17 protein-coding genes are annotated in these 18645 nt (G+C 50.3%); 8 read left to right on the top strand and 9 right to left on the bottom strand.

The features are described from left to right. Positions 1-204: 204 nt before the first annotated feature. Positions 205-1491 (bottom strand): phosphoribosylamine--glycine ligase, encoded by a 1287-nt coding sequence (gene purD, locus RYZ26_RS00390; RefSeq protein ID WP_317681095.1) that lies wholly within the window; start codon positions 1489-1491, stop codon positions 205-207. 57 nt (positions 1492-1548) lie between these two features. Between purD and xseA the strand changes: the two genes are divergently transcribed. From xseA to RYZ26_RS00375, 3 genes are all read left to right on the top strand, one after another. Beyond that, entirely contained in the window at positions 1549-3093 is a 1545-nt protein-coding gene (gene xseA / locus RYZ26_RS00385) for an exodeoxyribonuclease VII large subunit (protein ID WP_317681094.1), read from the top strand. 77 nt (positions 3094-3170) lie between these two features. Next, positions 3171-3950, top strand: a complete 780-nt coding sequence (locus RYZ26_RS00380) for a M23 family metallopeptidase (protein ID WP_317681093.1) — start codon at positions 3171-3173, stop codon at positions 3948-3950. A gap of 83 nt (positions 3951-4033) precedes the next feature. Further along, positions 4034-4396: a response regulator gene (locus tag RYZ26_RS00375; protein WP_317681092.1), complete on the top strand. Its 363-nt coding sequence runs from the start codon at positions 4034-4036 to the stop codon at positions 4394-4396. Here the strand turns inward: RYZ26_RS00375 and RYZ26_RS00370 are convergent. From RYZ26_RS00370 to RYZ26_RS00350, 5 genes are read right to left on the bottom strand one after another with little or no spacing between them, the layout of a single operon-like run. Further along, positions 4393-5316, bottom strand: coding sequence for a lysophospholipid acyltransferase family protein (locus RYZ26_RS00370; RefSeq protein WP_317681091.1), 924 nt, complete (start codon positions 5314-5316; stop codon positions 4393-4395). The two genes, RYZ26_RS00375 and RYZ26_RS00370, sit on opposite strands and share 4 nt — an antisense overlap. Next, positions 5291-6274, bottom strand: a complete 984-nt coding sequence (lpxK, locus tag RYZ26_RS00365) for a tetraacyldisaccharide 4'-kinase (RefSeq protein ID WP_317681090.1) — start codon at positions 6272-6274, stop codon at positions 5291-5293. The genes RYZ26_RS00370 and lpxK overlap by 26 nt, the downstream gene beginning before the upstream one ends. Beyond that, complete coding sequence (locus tag RYZ26_RS00360) at positions 6275-7552, bottom strand: 3-deoxy-D-manno-octulosonic acid transferase (protein WP_317681089.1); 1278 nt, start codon at positions 7550-7552, stop codon at positions 6275-6277. It lies immediately after the preceding gene. Continuing rightward, on the bottom strand, positions 7549-8256 hold the full coding sequence (locus tag RYZ26_RS00355) for a lysophospholipid acyltransferase family protein (RefSeq protein WP_317681088.1): 708 nt from the start codon (positions 8254-8256) through the stop codon (positions 7549-7551). Before RYZ26_RS00355 ends, RYZ26_RS00360 begins: the two co-directional genes overlap by 4 nt. Then, positions 8253-10028 carry an ABC transporter ATP-binding protein gene (locus tag RYZ26_RS00350; RefSeq protein ID WP_317681087.1) on the bottom strand — a complete coding sequence of 592 codons (1776 nt, stop codon included), beginning with the start codon at positions 10026-10028 and terminating at the stop codon, positions 8253-8255. The genes RYZ26_RS00355 and RYZ26_RS00350 overlap by 4 nt, the downstream gene beginning before the upstream one ends. A 120-nt stretch (positions 10029-10148) precedes the next feature. Here RYZ26_RS00350 and RYZ26_RS00345 point away from each other — a divergent pair, with 120 nt between their 5' ends. Then, positions 10149-10925, top strand: coding sequence for a BUD32 family EKC/KEOPS complex subunit (locus RYZ26_RS00345; protein ID WP_317681086.1), 777 nt, complete (start codon positions 10149-10151; stop codon positions 10923-10925). Here RYZ26_RS00345 and RYZ26_RS00340 read toward each other — a convergent pair. The 3 genes from RYZ26_RS00340 to RYZ26_RS00330 all read right to left on the bottom strand — a co-directional run bounded on the left by RYZ26_RS00340 (position 10900) and on the right by RYZ26_RS00330 (position 14585). After that, entirely contained in the window at positions 10900-12249 is a 1350-nt protein-coding gene (locus tag RYZ26_RS00340; protein WP_317681085.1) for a TldD/PmbA family protein, read from the bottom strand. The genes RYZ26_RS00345 and RYZ26_RS00340 overlap by 26 nt on opposite strands. Positions 12250-12323: 74 nt before the next feature. After that, positions 12324-13064, bottom strand: coding sequence for a substrate-binding periplasmic protein (locus RYZ26_RS00335; RefSeq protein ID WP_317681084.1), 741 nt, complete (start codon positions 13062-13064; stop codon positions 12324-12326). A gap of 12 nt (positions 13065-13076) precedes the next feature. Then, complete coding sequence (locus RYZ26_RS00330; protein ID WP_317681082.1) at positions 13077-14585, bottom strand: UbiD family decarboxylase; 1509 nt, start codon at positions 14583-14585, stop codon at positions 13077-13079. Positions 14586-14676: 91 nt separating this feature from the next. Between RYZ26_RS00330 and RYZ26_RS00325 the strand changes: the two genes are divergently transcribed. The 4 genes from RYZ26_RS00325 (at position 14677) to RYZ26_RS00310 (ending at position 18579) form a co-directional block, all read left to right on the top strand. Beyond that, positions 14677-14988 (top strand): hypothetical protein, encoded by a 312-nt coding sequence (locus tag RYZ26_RS00325; RefSeq protein WP_317681081.1) that lies wholly within the window; start codon positions 14677-14679, stop codon positions 14986-14988. A gap of 157 nt (positions 14989-15145) precedes the next feature. Then, a complete protein-coding gene (locus tag RYZ26_RS00320) occupies positions 15146-16936 on the top strand; it encodes an HD domain-containing phosphohydrolase (protein ID WP_317681080.1) in 1791 nt (596 codons plus the stop codon). Next, the gene (locus tag RYZ26_RS00315) at positions 16933-17598 is read left to right on the top strand and encodes a hypothetical protein (RefSeq protein ID WP_317681079.1); all 666 of its coding nucleotides are present in this window, start codon (positions 16933-16935) and stop codon (positions 17596-17598) included. The genes RYZ26_RS00320 and RYZ26_RS00315 overlap by 4 nt, the downstream gene beginning before the upstream one ends. 90 nt (positions 17599-17688) lie before the next feature. Further along, positions 17689-18579 (top strand): DMT family transporter, encoded by an 891-nt coding sequence (locus RYZ26_RS00310; protein ID WP_317681078.1) that lies wholly within the window; start codon positions 17689-17691, stop codon positions 18577-18579. The last annotated feature ends 66 nt before the right edge of the window (positions 18580-18645 follow it).

The following is an 18645-nucleotide window of genomic DNA, read 5'->3' as shown; positions in this document are numbered from 1 at the left end:
GCTTATTTTTCTCGACCGCTCATTTCGGAATATTGTTTTTGTGCAATTTGCAACCTGGTAGAGAAAAATCTCTATTCAGTATAATTTTTAATAAGTTTCCGTTTGAGTTTTTATACTTCTAGGTTAGTCAAAAAAAAGTCATAAAGCAAGTCAGAAACCCGCTTTATGACTATGGATATTCGATTATTTTAGGCAGTGCTAATTTTAAGATTGTTGGCGTTCACGCTCAACAGCACGCCAGCCGATGTCACGGCGGCAGAACCCGTCTTTCCAGTCAATAGCATCAACTGCGTTATAAGTGGTTGTTTGTGCCTCGATCACGCTTGTGCCGCGCCCGGTGACACCCAGGACACGCCCGCCTGTGGCCAGTGTCTTATCGCCATCAGCCTTTGTGCCAGCATGGAAAACGTAAGCTTTATCAATGGCGTTGGCATCAGCAATGTTTTTGATCTCGGTACCTTTTTCGTAGGATCCGGGATAACCGTTTGCGGCCATCACAACAACCATGGCGGTTTCATCATGCCAATCAAGGCTGATGTCGTCCAGGCGACCTTCGGCGGCGGCTTGCAGGGCTTCCAAAACATCAGATTTCCAACGCATCATCAGCACCTGACATTCCGGGTCACCAAAGCGGATGTTATATTCCAGCACGGTTGGGATACCGTCTTTTACCATCAGCCCGCAGAACAGCACGCCTTTGTAAGGGCATCCTTCTGCCGCCATGGTTTTGATCAGGGGTGTGATGGCGGTTTCCATGATCTTGTCACAGATTTCAGGCGAAGCAATTGGGGTGGGGGAATAAGCACCCATGCCACCTGTGTTTGGCCCTTTGTCACCATCAAAAGCCGCTTTGTGATCCTGTGCTGCGGCCAGTGGTAGGGCGCGTTCGCCGTCCACCAGGGCAAAGAAGCTGCATTCTTCACCTTCCAGGAAATCTTCAATGACGATTTCATTACCCGCATCGCCAAAGATTTTGTCATCCATCATGTCGTCAACCGCGCGTTCAGCTGCTTCGACGTTCTGGCAGATGATCACGCCTTTACCAGCGGCCAAACCATCTGTTTTTACAACGATGGGGGCACCGTTTTTACGGATGAATTCTTTGGCCTGTTCAGCATCGGTAAAACGACCATAAGCAGCCGTCGGGACATTTGCCTTGGCGCACATGTCTTTCATAAAGCCTTTGGACCCTTCCAGCACGGAAGCGGCTGCACTTGGGCCAAACGTCTTGATGCCTTCTGCTTCCAGCTTGTCAACTACACCCAGCACCAGCGGGGCTTCGGGGCCGACAACAACCAGGTCGATGGCATTGTCTTTGGCAAAGGATACCAGACCATCCACATCCTCAGCACCCACATTGACGCATTGGGCCACATCCGCAATCCCGGCATTGCCCGGTGCACAATAGAGTTTGCTTAATTTTGCAGACTTGGCAATGGCCCAACATAGAGCATGTTCACGACCACCAGAACCAATGACGAGTACTTTCATGACGACTTCCCATATTTGATATTCACAAGTTGACGCACTTGTACCATATTGACCCCCATGACTGACAACCCTTTTGCAGATGCATTTGAAACACCGGGGCAACATAATCAACCGATCCTGAGTGTTTCTGAGCTTTCCGGCGCTTTAAAGCGCACGGTTGAAGATGCTTTTTCTCTTGTTCGTGTGCGCGGTGAAATCTCCGGCTTTAAGCGCGCGGCCTCTGGTCATTTGTACCTGGGGCTTAAGGATGAAAATGCGGTGATGGATGCTGTCTGCTGGAAAGGGATGGCGGCAAAGATCGACCTCAAGCCGCAAGACGGCATGGAAGTCATCTGTAAAGGGCGTCTGACCACCTTTCCCGGACGGTCCAAATACCAGTTGGTGATCGAATCCATGGAATTGGCAGGCGAAGGCGCCTTGCTCAAGCTTCTGGAAGATTTGAAACGCAAACTCGCGGGTGAAGGTCTGTTTGATCCGGAACGTAAAAAACAACTGCCGTTTTTGCCTAAGGTCATTGGGATTGTGACCTCCCCCACTGGTGCGGTGATCCGCGATATCATGCATCGCCTGAATGACCGTTTCCCGCGTCATGTTTTGCTGTGGCCGTGCTTGGTGCAGGGTAAGGGCGCGGCTGAACAGGTCGCCAAAGGGATCGAAGCCTTTAACAGTATTGATGGATCAAATGGGGTTCCAAGACCGGATCTGTTGATTGTGGCGCGCGGCGGCGGATCGCTGGAAGATCTCTGGTCCTTTAACGAAGAAATTGTTGTGCGCGCGGCGGCCAACAGCGATATCCCGCTGATCTCAGCGGTCGGTCATGAAACCGATACGACGCTGATTGATTACGCCTCAGACCGCCGCGCACCAACCCCGACGGCAGCTGCTGAAATGGCGGTTCCGGTGCGTATGGAATTGCTGGCGCAAGTAATGGATGACGGCACCCGCCTTGTCTCGGCCATGAACCGCACTATGGAAGAACGCACCCTGAGTGTTAAATCGGCGGCACGTGCTATCCCCAACCCACAAAGGTTGGTCGAAGACATGACACAGCGGCTGGATGATCGGGTGGAACGGTTGGGCAATTCCGTGCAAAACCTGTTGCAGCGCCAATCCATGCGGGTGGATCAACTGTCTGCCAAAATCCCCGAACCGCGACAGCAAATTCAGAATGCGCAGGAACGTCTATTGGGCCGCACGCAGGCTTTGATGTCAGGCTATCAGTCCTTGTTACAGCGAAAACAGAGTCAGTATGATCGCACGTCCGCACTGGTGCGTCGTAAGGCAGTGGATGACGGGATTGCGCGTTCTGAACAAAAACTGAAAAGCCTGTCGGCTTTGCTGGAAAGCTATTCATATAAAAGCGTGCTGGATCGTGGTTTTGCGCTGGTGACAGATAGAGAGGGGACGGCTGTGACGTCTTCCAGCGGTCTGGAGATCGGTCAGGAGCTCGCCATTCAGTTTGGCGGGGATGACAAGCTGGATGTGCTGGTCAATGGTGAGGGCGTGGCGCCGACGGTTGAGCCTGCTCCAAAACCGAAAGCGAAGCCCAAACCTGCGCCCAAGAAAAAAGCCCCACCACCGGAACAGGGAAGTTTGTTTTGATTGATATGTTCTCTCGTCATTCCTGCGCAGGCAGGAATCTATTGAAACAAAGGTTTTGGATACCTGCCTTCGCAGGTATGACGGCTTTATTTTTTGCTTTAAATGTTTTTGCCAACACCTATTCCCTGAACGGCACCTTCAAACAGGGCGGGCTTGTCTTTGGTACGGTTACGCCGGGTAGTCTCGTCCAGCTGGATGCCGAAGAAATTTTGGTCTCGCCTGATGGTCTGTTTCTTCTTGGCTTTGGGCGCCTGGCAAAGCCGGAAAGCTTCTTGATGATTACTTATCCGGATGGCACGCAAGTCACAGAAACGCTGAATATCGATAAGCAGAAATATAAAATTTCCCGCATTGATGGCTTGCCGAAAAAGAAAGTGACACCCAATCCGGAAGCATCCAAGCGAATCATTGCTGATAATACAGCAGTGAAAAATACCCGTAATAAAGTGACGTTGAATACTTTCTTTGCTTCTGGTTTTGACTGGCCGGCCAAAGGGCGTTTGTCTGGTGTTTTTGGATCGCAACGTATTTTAAATGGCAAACCGCGCAGCCCTCATAAAGGGATTGATATTGCCGCGCCGACCGGGACGCTCATTAAAGCGAGTGCCGATGGCACCATTTCATTGTTGCATCAGGGCATGTTTTTGATGGGCAAAACGGTGATGATCGATCATGGCTATGGCTTGCAGTCCATCTATATCCATATGAACGAAATCATTGTTAAAGAAGGACAATTTGTTAAAAAAGGTGATCCTGTCGGTAAAATCGGCACCACGGGACGGTCAACTGGACCACATCTTCATTGGGGGGTGAGTCTGAAAAATGTTGCACTCGACCCGCTTTTGCTGCTCAATTAGGTACAACTCTCACCTGTTTGGGTATAGAGAGACATAAAAAAATAGGTTAGACATCAATTTTTTTGGGTGTGGGGAATAACCTGATGAGCCGAATATTAATCGTCGATGACGATCCGGATATCTGTTTTGCCATGTCGGAAGTCCTTAAGGTCAAGGGCTACGATGTCGTTGTGACCCACAACGGGCATGAAGCCATGTCGCAGATCAGGGATGATTCGTTTGATGCTGTCCTGCTGGATATTTTCATGCCGGAAAAAGATGGCTTTGAAACCATTGGTGAAATCCGCCGAATGAACGCTGATATCACCATCATTGCCATGACCGGCTATGGTGAAGACCGTTTTAATCCGCTGGAATATGCCCGATCATTAGGGGCCAATGAAGCGTTGGCAAAACCTTTTTCCGCAGATGAACTCTTGGTCTGCCTGCGCCACTTACTAGGTTAATCTTTTGGCCAGCGGCGATGCAGCCACAGCCATTGCTCCGGACGTTCGGTGATCCAGTCTTCCAGGATCTGGTTAACTGTTGTCATAATGGCAAGAATATCTTCTTTACGATTACCTGTCAGGGGAACGTCAATGGGTGGATAATATGTCATCCTGAAATAGGCGCCTTCCTTACGTTCGATACGCATGGGAACAAGCGGACAGTTAAATTTTAGTGCAAATTGCGCCATTGCAGGCGCGGTCATGGCGTCATGCCCAAAGAAAGGGACAGGAATGCCGTCGTTCATTTTCTGATCCACAAGCAACGCAAGATGCCCACCGGATTTAAGTATTTCCAATGCCCGTCGCGCGCCTTTTGCGCCTTTGGGGATTAATTCGCACCCAACAGGCTTTCTTTTATCGAAAATGCCATTTACCCAAGGGTTATCAGGTTCACGGAAGATTAGTCCTAACGGAAGTGGAGGGGTGCGCTGTGCCATGGTACGGGCAGAAAACTCCCAATTTGCCATATGCCCCGAAAAGATGATGCCGCATTGGTCATCATCGCGTACCAAGTCAATATATTCCCCCCCAACGATTTCAAATCGTTCAGGATGGTCATAGAGGTTCAATTTTGGAATATGTGCCAATTCAAAACTGGTACGCCCCAGATTATCCCAGACGCCCGCCATGATGGTTTCGATTTCTGCAGCGGATTTATCGGGAAAGGCCTTTTTCAGATTTTCCAGGCCCAGCTTATGGACTTTCAGGCGTGGTCCGATCAAGCGCCCAATCTTCCCACCGATAGCAGAGGCCGTATCAATCGGGATTAGCCCCATGAGAAAAAAGATCGTATGGACCGTCATGCCCTGCAGCGGGTGGGAAATATATTTCTGAATAAAAGCGCGCATCACACTATTGGCTGTCTTCAAGAATATCACGAAGCACCCCATGTAGCATGTCCGCTTTGCCAAAATCCAGCTTGATTTTTATGACATCAATGTGACGGCGCAACTCTTGTGGTAGGCGGACCAGGTCTTTTTCCGTGGTAATGAGGCTGGCATTCAGTTGTTCAGCCTCCTTTCTCAGGCGGGTGATGTCCTGTGTGCTGTAGGGGTGATGATCACCAAAGCTATGTTGCGCTGCCAGAGTGATGCCCATATTCCGAAGAGTGGCAAAGAATTTTTCCGGCCGTCCAATCCCGGCAAAGGCGATGCAGGATTTACCACTTAAATCCGGGCGCGCTTTTGGGGTGATGGTGGCATCCAGAATAGGCAGATGGGGGGCGGCGTCTTTGAGCCGATCTTTTGTCTGGGTTACATCTTCTCCGATAAAGAGGATGGCGTCACAGCGTTGCAGGCCGTTTTCAAGCGTTTCACGCAATGGCCCTGCCGGGAAGACTTTTTCATTGCCATGGCCAAAGCCGCCATCAATGACAAGAAAGGAGATATCTTTGTGCAGATGCGGGTTCTGATAGCCGTCATCCATGATGATGACATCTGCCCCAGATTCCATACAGGCTTTGGCCCCGGCCACCCGGTTACGCGAGACACAGACCGGGGCATATTGGCGTAGCAGCAAAGGTTCATCACCGACATCTGTAGCAGATTGTGCATCAACCATCACCGGGCCTTCAAGCTTGCCGCCATAGCCGCGCGAAAGAAAAACAGGGTTTTTGCCTGCTTGTTTTAAGGTTTCACAGATGGTGATGGCACTGGGGGTTTTTCCCGCCCCGCCCATGGTCAGATTGCCGATACAGATGACCGGGATATCGGCCTTGAAGCGGGCGGGTTGTAAAGCGCGTTTGGCGGTCCGTGATCCATAGATGCCTGCGATGGGGGCGAGAAGGCTGGACAGCAAACTCTTTTGGCCATGGTTCCAAAACGCCGGGGCTTTCATTTAGGCCCCCTTTTCATCCAGCTGGAACTGGGTATTCAGCTTGTCCATGATCCGATCCAGCACGGCTGCTTCGGCCAAGGCAACATCTTTGGCCTTCTTTGCCAATTCAGTTGTCTGTGTCTGATTGTTCAGCAAGTGGGTGATTTTTTTAGCCAGTTCAACTTCATCAGCCACAACCGTGATGGCATCATTCTTTTGAAACCGATCCATAATTTCTGTGAAGTTGGTCATATAAGGTCCGCACAGAACGGCGCAATCCAAACGTGCGGGTTCCAACGGATTTTGTCCGCCCAGTGGTTCCATGGATTTGCCCATAAAGACCAGGTCGGACAGGCGATAAAGCAGGCCCATTTCCCCCATGGTGTCGCACAGATAAATATCGGTTTGTTCGCATGGCTGGTCGCCGTTGGAACGTTGGGCAATTGACAGACCAAGATCTTCCAGTTCCGCACGGATGTCATCTCCGCGATGGGGGTGGCGTGGTGCAATGATGGTCAGAAGATTGGGTTTGGTCTTTTTGACCGCATTATGCACACGTGCCAGCAGAGTTTCTTCCCCGGGATGTGTGCTTGCCGCCAGCCACAAGGCACGGTCTTTCAACAGGGATGTGAGCCGGTCCAGTTCTGCCGTGTCATAAGGAAGGGCGGGGGAGGCATATTTCAGATTTCCCACACATTGGACATTCTTAGCCCCGAGTTGGCGATAGTGACCTCCGTCTTTTTCTGTCTGAGCGAGACAAATGTCGAAGGTGTTCAGCAGGCCCGCAATAAATCCTTTAAACCGCATCCAGGATTTTAGCGATTTTTCAGACATGCGCGCGTTGATCAGCGCCAGATGGATACCACGTTTATGGCTTTCGTGTAAAAGGTTGGGCCAAAGTTCACTTTCTGCCCAAAAGGCAATGTCCGGTTTCCAATGGTCCAGAAACTTGCGCACATAAGGCAGGCGGTCAACCGGGACAAACTGATGGATCACCCCTTCGGGCAGGCGGTTTGCCAGAAGTTCAGCTGATGTAACAGTGCCTGTGGTGACAAGAATGTTAAAATGCGGATAGTCAGTTTTAAGCTTGTTGATCAGCGTCAGAAGAGAAATCGCTTCGCCCACACTTGCCCCATGTAACCAGATCAATTTGCCTGCTGGACGGGGCAGTCCTGCAATCCCCAGACGTTCTGAAAAGCGCGTTGGATGTTCTTTACCTTTTTCAAGGCGCTTTTTCAGATACCGTGAAATGATGGGCGCTGCAATATTGGTTGCAAGGCGGTAAAGCGAAAAGATCATGCGGCCTCCACCGGGGGATGACCTGTCAGTTCATCTACACGATTTTGCACCTTGATCAGGACGTCTTCCATATGGTCTTGCAATTCAGCTAATTCTTCTTTGCTGGCTTTTTTGGGGATGTAAATTGGTTCTTCCCATAAAAAGACCCCTGTGGTGAAAGGAAGCGCCAGGCAGAACCGATCCCAGCTGCCTAGATGTTTTCTTGATTTCATCCCGACCGAACAAGGCAGGATCGGCACGCCGGACAGTTTCGCCAGATTGATGACACCTGGTGTGGCGAGCATACGTGGTCCGCGCGGACCATCGGGTGTGATCCCTATAGATTCCCCGTTTTTAAGGGCTTTTAACATGGTGCGCAGCGCCGTCGCCCCGCCTTTGGACGATGATCCCTGAATACAGTCCACGCCAATATGACCGATGGTTTTGGCGATCAGTTGGCCGTCGCGATGCTGGGAAATCAGCATGTTGACCTTGCGATCAAAGTTCCAGCAATATGGCATGATCAGGATACGTCCATGCCAGAAGGATAGAATAAAGGGTTTATCTTCATCCCAGAATTTCTGCGGGATATGCCCGTTGATGATTTCCCATCTCGTGGTCTTGTAACAGAGCCAGATATACGCAAAGGCAATCCAGCATAAAATGCCGCGAAAGCCATCTGATCTGGAAATGGATTTAACCAGTTTTTTCAGAAACTTCTTCATGCGCTTTCGGACTCTTCTTCATTGAATTGCATGGCATAAAGTTTGGCGTAAATCCCATCTTGCGCAACCAATTCGGCGTGGCTTCCCTGTTCGGCAACCGTACCTTTGTCGATGACATAGATCAGGTCCGCATCCACAACCGTGGACAAACGGTGTGCGATCACCAGTGTGGTGCGATCTTTCATCAGTTCCTGCAGGGCGCTTTGGACCTTGCGCTCACTTTCAGTATCAAGGGCAGAGGTCGCCTCATCCAGCAGAAGGATGGGCGAGTTTTTCAACATGGCACGTGCAATGGAAACGCGCTGGCGTTGTCCGCCAGATAGCTTGACGCCATCTTCACCCACCATGGTGTCGTACCCGTCGGGCAGTTCCATAATGAAATCATGGGCGGCGGCATGTTTGGCGGCTGTAATGATATCTTCTTCGCTGGCACTTTGGCGGCCATAGGCGATGTTGGCGCGGATGGTATCATCAAACAGGACGGTTTCCTGACTGACCAACGCACAGGATTTACGAAGGGATGCCAGCGTGACCTCAGACACATCCTGTCCGTCAATGCAGACGCTACCTTTATCTAAATTGTAAAAGCGTGGCACCAGATTAAGGACGGTGGATTTGCCCGCCCCGCTGGGTCCGACAAGGGCAACGGTTTTGCCTGCCGGGATATGTACGTTCATATCTTTCAGCGCAACGGTACCGTCTGCATATTTGAAGGTCACATTCTTCAGGTCAATTTCGCCGCCTTTGATGTTGAGAGGCCGGGCATTTTCAATATTGTGAATGGCGGGTTTCAGGTCAAACATACCAAAGACACGCACCGCACCTGCCAGGCCACCCTGCATTTCCGCATTCAGGTGTGCCAGGCGTTTTGCAGGCTCATAAGCGCTGAAGGCAGAGGCCAGAAAGGCGAAGAAATCGCCGGGCGTTTTAATCCCGCTGATGACCTGATAGCCGCTATAGACAATCACAAGCGCTACGGTAAAGCCGATGACGGTTTCCATAATGGGGGAGTTCAGGGCTTTGGTACGTTCAGATTTAAAAATCAGGCGGCGGATATTTTCCGTATGAAAGCGCATTTGACCGCGTTCATAACGTTCCATCCGATAGGCTTTGACGTGACGGATGCTGGAAATGCTCTGGTTCAAGAACGTCAGCAGATGACCAAATTCAATCTGTGTGTTGGTCGAAACCTTGCGGATGCGCTTGCCGATTTTCAGGACCGGGCCGATGGTGATGGGAAAGACGATCAGGGCAAAAAGGGCCAGTTGCCAGTTGGCAATCAGCATAACGGAGACCATGCCGATTAAAAGCGTTAAATCTTTTCCGGCACTGGTCAGAACTTTTGTGGCTGTATTGCGCATGAGAACCGCATCGGTCATGAAGCGCGAAACCAACGTTCCGGTCGGATTGTCGTGGAAAAACGACAAATCCAGCTTCATCAGGTGATCATAAAGCTTGATCTGCAGGTCCGAGACAATGCGCAAACCCAGCCAGGACATGGTAGCGGTCTGACCAAATTGGGATATCCCCTTGACAATAAAAACAAAAATGATCCCGGCACCGACGTTCCAGAGCATATCTGTGTTTTTGGCGACGAAAATCTCATCCACAACGGGTTTGAGCAACCACATGCTGAGTGCAGCTGCTGCAGAAGAAACCGCCATGAAAATCAAGGCGATAACCAATTGTGTTTTATAGGGCAGGACAAATTCCACAAAGATGCGCTTCATCAGCGGGAAGGTGCGGGTGTCCAGTTTGGTTTCTGGTTCCAACGTCGGGGAATCCTAAATGCTTTCTTGAATTTGGCGCACATTACCACGGGTTTTCCCAATGTGCCATACCTTGATGTGATTGCTTGTCTTTCTTTCTAATATAGATTAAAGCTTCGCCTCATGAATGATGATTTGATCACTGCTGTTCAGGCCTGTGTAGATAAAGGGGTGCCTGCCCGAAGCGTTCCATTTGACTGGAATGGTGCGCGCTATTGGATCAAAATCTCATTGGCATCGCAAAAGAATATCTGGCATCGACTGCAGGATCTGGTGGCTTTTGTCACCCGGGCACAAATTGTGCGTTCCACCATTTCAGCCTCTGGTCAAACCGGGCTGGATGAAGAAGTCGCGCGCCTGAAACGGGTGGCAGAGCGCGGCGTTTGTGTTCCCCAGGTGATCGCCCGCAAACCTGGTTGGGTCCTTTTAAGTGATATCGGTCCCTGTTTGTTTGATGCGGTAAACGCGGCTGATGAAAAGGCCCCCTTGTTGATCCAGGCCATTGAAAGTCTGGCGGACCTGCATCAAAAAGGCGGTTGGCACGGCACCGGACAATTGCGCGATATGATTACCTGCCCGGATGGCCGGATTGGCTTTATCGATTTTGAAGAAGGTGTGGGTGAGGTGATGGCACACGAAGCTGCACAGGCCCGTGATGTTCTACGGTTCCTTATTTCAATTGTGCGCTTTGATGATGGCACAGGTTCTTTGTTGGAACAGGTATTGGCGGCATATCGTGCCAAGGCCCCCAAGGATGTCTGGCCGCACGTCAAATCAGGCATGCGTCTGATCGCGCCGCTGGCGGTTCTCCTCAGCCCCTTCGAAGAAAAACTGGGGCGCGATTTGCGTGAAGCTTTATTGGTTTATAACGCTGTTAAACAGATTGTCCGGCAACCGTAAGACCTTCAATGCGGATGGTCGGGGCGTTGGTACCGTATCTGAATTCCAGATCACTGGCAGGCGTTAAGTTCATGAACATATCTTTCAGATTGCCCGCAATGGTCAGTTCGGCCACTGGATAGGCAATTTCACCGTTTTCAATCCAGAACCCGGCGGCACCGCGGCTGTAGTCCCCGGTTACGCCATTAACGCCCATGCCGATCAGTTCGGTCACATAGAATCCTTGCTTGATGTCTTTCATCAGTTCTTCAGGGCTTAATTCACCCGGTTCCATATAAAAATTGGTGATACTGGGCGAAGGGGGGGAACCAGTGCCGCGCGCGGCATGGCCTGTGCTTTGTAGCCCCAACTGACGCGCAGATCGTAAATCCATGATCCAGCTTTGCAGGACGCCATTTTCAACGAAGTTGCGTTTTTTGTTTGGCAGACCTTCCCCGTCAATGGGTTTGGAACGAAGGCCGCGTTTGCGGTGTGGATCATCCACAATGGTAATATTGGGGGCAAAGATGGCTTCACCCATTTTATCTTTTAAGAAACTGGTGCCACGCGCGACTGAATTCCCGTTAATCGCCCCTGTTAAGTGACCGATCAGGCCTGCAGAAACACGGGTGGAATAGACGATAGGGACTTGCTGGGTTTCCACTTTGCGCGGGTTAAGCCGTGCAACGGCTTTTTCCCCGGCGGTACGTCCGATTTTTTCCGGATCGGTCAAATCTTCGGTATAGACAGCGGTGGAATAGTCGTAATCGCGTTCCATATCCGTGCCTTCGCCCGCAATCACGGCCGCGCTGATAGAACAGCCGGATGATGTGTAGGCATGGGACAGGCCGTTTGATCCGACGATGGCCACATCATGGCGACCCCATCCCGCTTCGGCCCCTTCAGAATTGGTGACGCCTTTTACCGCACGCGCCGTACCTTCTGCCTTTGTCGCCCAGGAAATCAGGGTTTCTTCGTCAGGCTCATAAGGGTCGTAGCCGTCCACATCGGGGAACTCGGTTGCTAACTGGTCGGGGTCCGCCAGACCGCAGAATTCATCTTCGGGCACCACGCGGGCCATGGCGACGCAGCGTTCGACCAGTTCTTTTAAGGAATCTTTGTTGAAGTCACTGGAAGAAACGATGGCCTGGCGTTTACCGATCAGCACACGCAGGCCCAAATCCTGACCTTCGGAACGTTCCAGATTTTCCGGATTACCCAGGCGTTGGGACAGTGATAAAGAGGTGCCTTCCACCAAAACGGCATCTGCTGCGTCAGCTCCCAAATTCTGTGCCTGTTTGACCAGATCATTCAGGAGGTCGAGATTGTTTTGATGTTGGCTCATTTTTATTCTCAATTCTTTCAGAAACTTATCTATCTCTTAGAGATAACCCATCTGTACAAATGCTCAAGGAGAAATCAGAAAAAATCGATATCCAGATCGATGTCTTTATCCCGTAGAACGTTTGATAAAATTTCTTTAATTGTCCCATCAGCGCGCATTTTTTCAAGCTCGGACGTCAGGGCAGCTTTCATTTCATAGTGGTGCGGCGCAAGGTAATGAAATAACGGTGTGCTGAGCAAAGCAGGCTTGAGGATACGTACTGCCTTGTTTTGTTCAGCAGTTAAAGCCCCCGCAGCATGATAGATCGGCGCAATGATCAAATCGATTTTGTTATTGTGTAGAAATTGAAAGGCGGTTTCATAATTTACAAAGGTGCGGGTCTGATAAGCCGCCGTGCGTTTTTCCAGCGACAGCTGGCCGCGCAGAATACCGATTTTATAACGGCTCAAATCCTGCCAGCTTTTCACCACGATATTGTCACGTAGCGCAAAGGCATAGATGGGATTGTTGAAAATTGGCACTTTGATGCGGATCAGGTCGGGATACAGGTCCGCAATTCGGCTTGTGCGCAGCATTTCGCCATCAAGTTGGCTGTCACTTGCCATCACCAGACTGCGTTTGCTTGGAAACGGATGGAAGCTGATTTGATGGCCCAAACGTCGATAGGCTTCGCGCAGGATGGGTTCCCCAAAGGCTGCCAGTTGGGTACCTTTGATTTGACCGATCTTAAATCTGTCATCACCCCAAGACGGTGTTTGTGCCAAAACCGATAAAAGAGCAATGATGATTGCGAAGAGTGGGTGGAATCTGCGCATGAAATCCTGACTTTATTTCCAGATGGGTTTACCGCTACCCGGCAGACCCAGTTTGTCCCACATGTCACTGACTTTATCGACCACTTCCTGATCCATGGCGATTTTGGTGCCCCATTCGCGATGGGTTTCATTGCCCATTTTGTTGGTTGCGTCCCATCCAACCTTACCACCAAGTCCACTTTCGGGGGAGGCAAAATCAAGATAATCAATCGGTGTATTTTCCACCATTAATGTATCGCGCACCGGATCCATGCGGGTGGACACCGCCCACCAGACATCTTTCCAGTCACGCGCATCAATATCGTCATCCACCACGATGATGAATTTGGTATACATAAACTGACGCAGGAACGACCAGCACCCCATCAGTACGCGCTTGGCGTGACCGGGATAAGCTTTCTTGATTGATACGACGGCGACCCGGTAAGAACAGGCTTCCGGTGGCAGCCAGAAATCGATGATTTCCGGGAATTGTTGTTGCAAAAGAGGGACGAACACATCGTTCAGCGCTTCGCCCAGCACACTTGGTTCATCCGGTGGTCGCCCCGTGAAAGTGGACAGGAAGATCGGTTTTTTACGCATGGTAATCGCGGTGATTTCAAAAACCGGGAAATCTTCCACGCTGTTATAATACCCCGTGTGATCGCCATATGGCCCTTCCGGTGCCTCTTCATCATGGCGCACAAAACCTTCCAGAACAATCTCGGCTTCAGCAGGGACTTTTAAAGGAACGGTCTTACAATCCACCAGTTCCACTTTTTTACCACGCAGCAACCCGGCAAACTGATATTCAGAAAGTGTATCGGGCACTGGCGTTACAGCGGCCAAGATGGTGCCGGGGTCCGCACCCAGAACGATTGCCACCGGCATAGGGGCGTTGTTTTTATCGACCCAGCGTTTGAAATGCTGTGCCCCACCGCGGTGTTTCAGCCAACGCATGATGCAACGGTTTTTGCCCAGCACCTGCATGCGATAAATACCTAGATTGAAATCATCAGTGCGGCCATTGTCCGGCCCATGGGTGACGACCAAAGGCCATGTGATCAGCGGGGCCGGTTCGCCCGGCCAGCAGGTCTGAATCGGCAGTTTGGACAGGTCGATATCATCGCCTTCCAGCACGACTTCATGGCACGGCGCTTTTTTGACCGTTTTGGGTTTCATGGACATGACGGTTTTGGCGAGCGGCAGCAATTTCAGCGCTTCTTTAAAGCCGTTTGGCGGTTCTGGCTGTTTCAAAAATGCCAGAGTTTCACCGATTTCACGCAGGCCCGAAGGTTCACGATCCATGCCCCAGGCAACCCGTTCCACGGTGCCGAACAGATTGACCAGCACGGGCATGTCATAAGGGGTGCCATCTTCTTTAATGACGTTTTCAAACAACACAGCCGGGCCTTCTTCGGCCAGCAGGCGGGTTTGAATTTCGGTCATTTCCAGGACGGGGGAAATGGGTTCGGTGACCCGGACCAAACGATCTTCACGTTCCAGTCTGTCCATAAAATCGCGCAAAGAAGAAAACGGCATTTATTCACCCTTTAGAAAAAAGTCTCACGCCTTCTCATAACAAGCTGCGAGCAAGACTTACAGAAATTTCTTGAGAACAGGATATTTAATTATGATTCCCGTCGTCACAACCCATTCTTTGTTAAAATCCCTGCTGAACGATCTGGTGACGACGCATGGGGAACCGGATTACGCACGCTTTCGTATTCTGGGCCCGATTGAACAGAAATATCGTGCGTTTTTTGAAGTGCTCAGAAATAGCGAAGATGATCTTTCCATCGTTTTGGCGCTGATCGAAAAAGACCCGGATTGTCTGGCTTACAATCCTATTGTGCGACTTCAGGCTTTAGTTGATTACGTGCAGATTGCATTTTTCATGTACTCACAGGTTGATAAGCTGTCCAAGAAATCGACCGTACACTAACTTTTTTCATTTAAACTTTTGTATTGTCGAACAAAATTTTGATATATTTAAACGGGTTTAATTATTATTTCATGAATTTGCCGCCATAAAAGAAGACCGGGGGGCGACGCTGTGTGCGTTGACGGTTGGTCGTGAAAAAATGTGAGTGCTCTGTATAATGGCCGAAGTGACTGCGGATCGATTTAAAAAATTGCTGGATATTGGTCTGGCCTTATCGACTGAGCGCAATTCCGTCCGTCTGATGGAAAAAATCCTCAATGAAGCCAAATCCATGTGTAACGCCGATGGTGGGACATTGTACCGGGTGGTGGATGAAGACAGTCGTTTGCGTTTTGAGATTATGCGCAATGACAGTCTGAAGATATACAATGGAGGCACATCCGGCAACGAGATTACTTTGCCGCCCGTGGAACTTTATGATCCGCAGACAGGTGAAGAAAACAGAAAAAACGTGGCGTCTTACTGTGCGTTGTCCAAGAATACCATCAGTATTGACGATGCCTATGAATTTGACGGATTTGACTTTCAGGGCACCAAGAAATTTGATGAAGCCACGGGCTATCGTTCTAAATCTTTTCTGACGGTGCCGCTTTATAACAATGAAGGCCGTGTCATTGCGGTTTTGCAGTTGTTGAATGCGCAGGATGAACAGACAGGCGAAGTCATCCCGTTTGACAAAGAACTGCAGCCATTTGTGGAAGCTTTGGCGGCCCAGGCGGCCATCGCGCTGGATAACCAGTTGCTGGTGGAAGCACAGCGCAAGCTCTTGGTTTCATTCATCGAATTGATCGCAGGCGCGATCGACGCCAAGTCCGCTTACACGGGCGGGCACTGCCAACGTGTGCCCGTTTTGACCGATATGCTGGCGGCGGCCGCGATCAAGGAAACATCCGGCACCTTTGCTGATTTTGATATGACCGAAGAAGAACAGTATGAACTGCATATCGCAGGTCTGCTGCATGACTGCGGGAAGGTCACCACACCGGAATATATCGTCGATAAAGCCACCAAGCTTGAAACCATCTATGACCGTATCCACGAAGTGCGCATGCGCTTTGAAATTTTAAAACGCGATGCGCAGATTGAATTTCTGCAGAAAATCAACAAGACGGACGATCAGGCGGAAAAAGAAAAGCTCAAACACGCCTATGCGGCACGTTTGAAACAGCTGGATGATGACTTTGCTTTTGTTGCGGAATGCAATGTAGGTGGAGAATTCATGGCACCAGAACGCATGGACCGTCTGGACGAAATCGCCAAGGAAACCTGGGTGCGCACGCTTTCTGATCGTATCGGTATCGGGCATGAAGAACTGACCCGCAAGAAAGACAGTGGCGAAGAGCCTGCCCTGCCGGTGACAGAAAATCTGCTCTCAGATCAAATGCACCATATCTTCCCACGCAAGGATAAATCCTTGTTTGACGAAGATAACCCGTATGGCTTCAAGATGACGCCGCCTGAAAATATGTATAATCAGGGCGAACTTTATAACCTGAAAGTCAAGGCAGGTACCTTGACGGAAGAAGATCGCTTTAAGATTAACGATCATATTATCCAGACCATCATCATGCTGGATCAGTTGCCGTTCCCGCGCTACCTCAAGAAAGTGCCGGAATATGCAGGCGGTCACCATGAAAAGATGGATGGCACAGGATATCCACGCAAATTGGCGGCGGAAGATATGTCCTGGCCTGCACGTATGATGGCAGTTGCTGATATTTTTGAAGCGCTGACGGCTGCGGACCGTCCATATAAATTGCCTAAGAAATTGTCCCAATCCATCAAGATCATGTCCTTTATGGTGAAAGACAACCATCTGGATAAGGACCTGTTTGAACTGTTCCTGACGTCCGGGGCTTATCTGGATTACGCCAACAAGTTCCTGCGCAAAGATCAGATTGACGAAGTCGATATCTCGCAATATGTCACGGATAAAGCGGCAGAGTGAACATTCGGCGCGCCCTTGATTACCCTTATGAGCTTTCAAAAACTTCTTTCATCCTGAATGATGGGGTGAAGATGGATTGGGAGACGGGTGTTGATTTGTCTGATCGTATCCCTGTGCTGGCCTGTGGGTCCAACCAGTCCCCGGTGCAGTTAAAGCGCAAATTCCCCACCGGATGCGTACCTGTGATGGCGGGTTGGCTGTCTGATTACGATTCTGTTTATTCTGCTCATTTCACTACATACGGCAGTGTGGCAGCGACCTATCATTATGAAGTAGGCCTGCGCACCCGCCAGATGGTCACCTGGCTGGATGCCGACCAGTTGGACGCCATGCATAACAGCGAAGCGCTGGGGGTGAATTATGAATTCGTCGAATTTGACGGGCTGGATTTTCAAAGCGATTGCGATCAGGTGATCACCACGGCCCATAGCTATCAAAGCCTGCGCGGTCCGTTGAAACTGGCAGGTAAGCCTGTTGGATTATCGGCGATTAAAGCTGAGGGGCGATCATATCAAGCTTTGTGGGAAGAAGAGCTGCAAAACCGCTTGCTGGATATTTTCGACTATCAGGCCGGGTTGGAAAATTTCATTCAGGAAACCATCAACGATAAAGAGAAGCGTCTTTCACGCACAGCCCGGCTGGTTGCGCTGTCATCAGAATAAACCATATCTACCTATCAGTATTTTTAATTTCCTCTTTTGGCGTTCGGGCAGTACAGTCCTGTTTCCAATGATTTAAAAAAGTTAATCCATATGCGCTTTATCCTGCATCCCTATATTCTCTTGTCCTTGGCTGTTCTTTTTTGGGCAGGCAATTCGGTTGTGGGGCGCGCTTTTGCAACGGACCTGCCGCCTGTGGCGATGGTGTTCTGGCGCTGGGTGATCGCAGCTGCGATCTTGTTACCGATCTGTTTTAAGCCCTTTATGCGTGATCTGCCGATTTTGAAGAACCATATCCCTTACGTGGCGGTGCAGGGCTTTTTAAGCATCACGGCGTTTAACGCACTGCTTTATTGGGGATTGCATTATACCAATGTGGTCAATACCTCGCTGGTGCAGGCGAGCATGCCGATTGTGACATTGGTTTTCTCCTGGTTGATTTTGAGAAAAGGACTGAACAAGCTGGGCATCGCCGGGATTATCCTGTCGTTGTTTGGGGTGTCCTGGGTGGTGGTGCGCGGAGATTTGATGACCATTTCAACCTTGACCTTTAACCCGGGGGATTTGATCCTGCTGGTCGCCGTTGTTGTCTGGTCAATCTATACGGTCTTGCTGGCAAAAATCCCTGAAGGCCTGTCCCGTCTTGGTTTTACCTTTGCCATGGTTCTTGCCGGGATTGTCTTGTTGGTACCGCTTTATGGCTGGGAGCTTTCAACCGGGGCTGAGATCATCCTGACGCGCGATAGTATCCTCGCTTTTGCCTACATCGGTATTTTCCCATCTGTTCTGTCTTTCCTGTGTTGGAACCGGGGGGTCGAGCTGGTGGGTGCCAATGTGGCCGGAACCTTCCTGAACCTGATGCCGATTTTTGGGGCGGTTTTGGGGATGTTGCTGCTGGGTGAAACCTTGAAGGATTTCCACTACGTCGGGATTGTCCTGATTTTCAGCGGGATTTATCTGGTGACGAAAAAAGCAGCTAAGTGACGTATTTCACAGTTTGGTAATATAATAGGTTGTAGAGTAGGATAGGCATAAATTATCAGGGGTAAG

The organism is Terasakiella sediminum, from assembly GCF_033100395.1.
Classification (GTDB): Bacteria; Pseudomonadota; Alphaproteobacteria; order Rhodospirillales; family Terasakiellaceae; genus Terasakiella.
The sequence above is the reverse complement of the archived record's forward strand: the minus strand, read 5'-3'. Positions and strand labels throughout refer to the sequence as shown.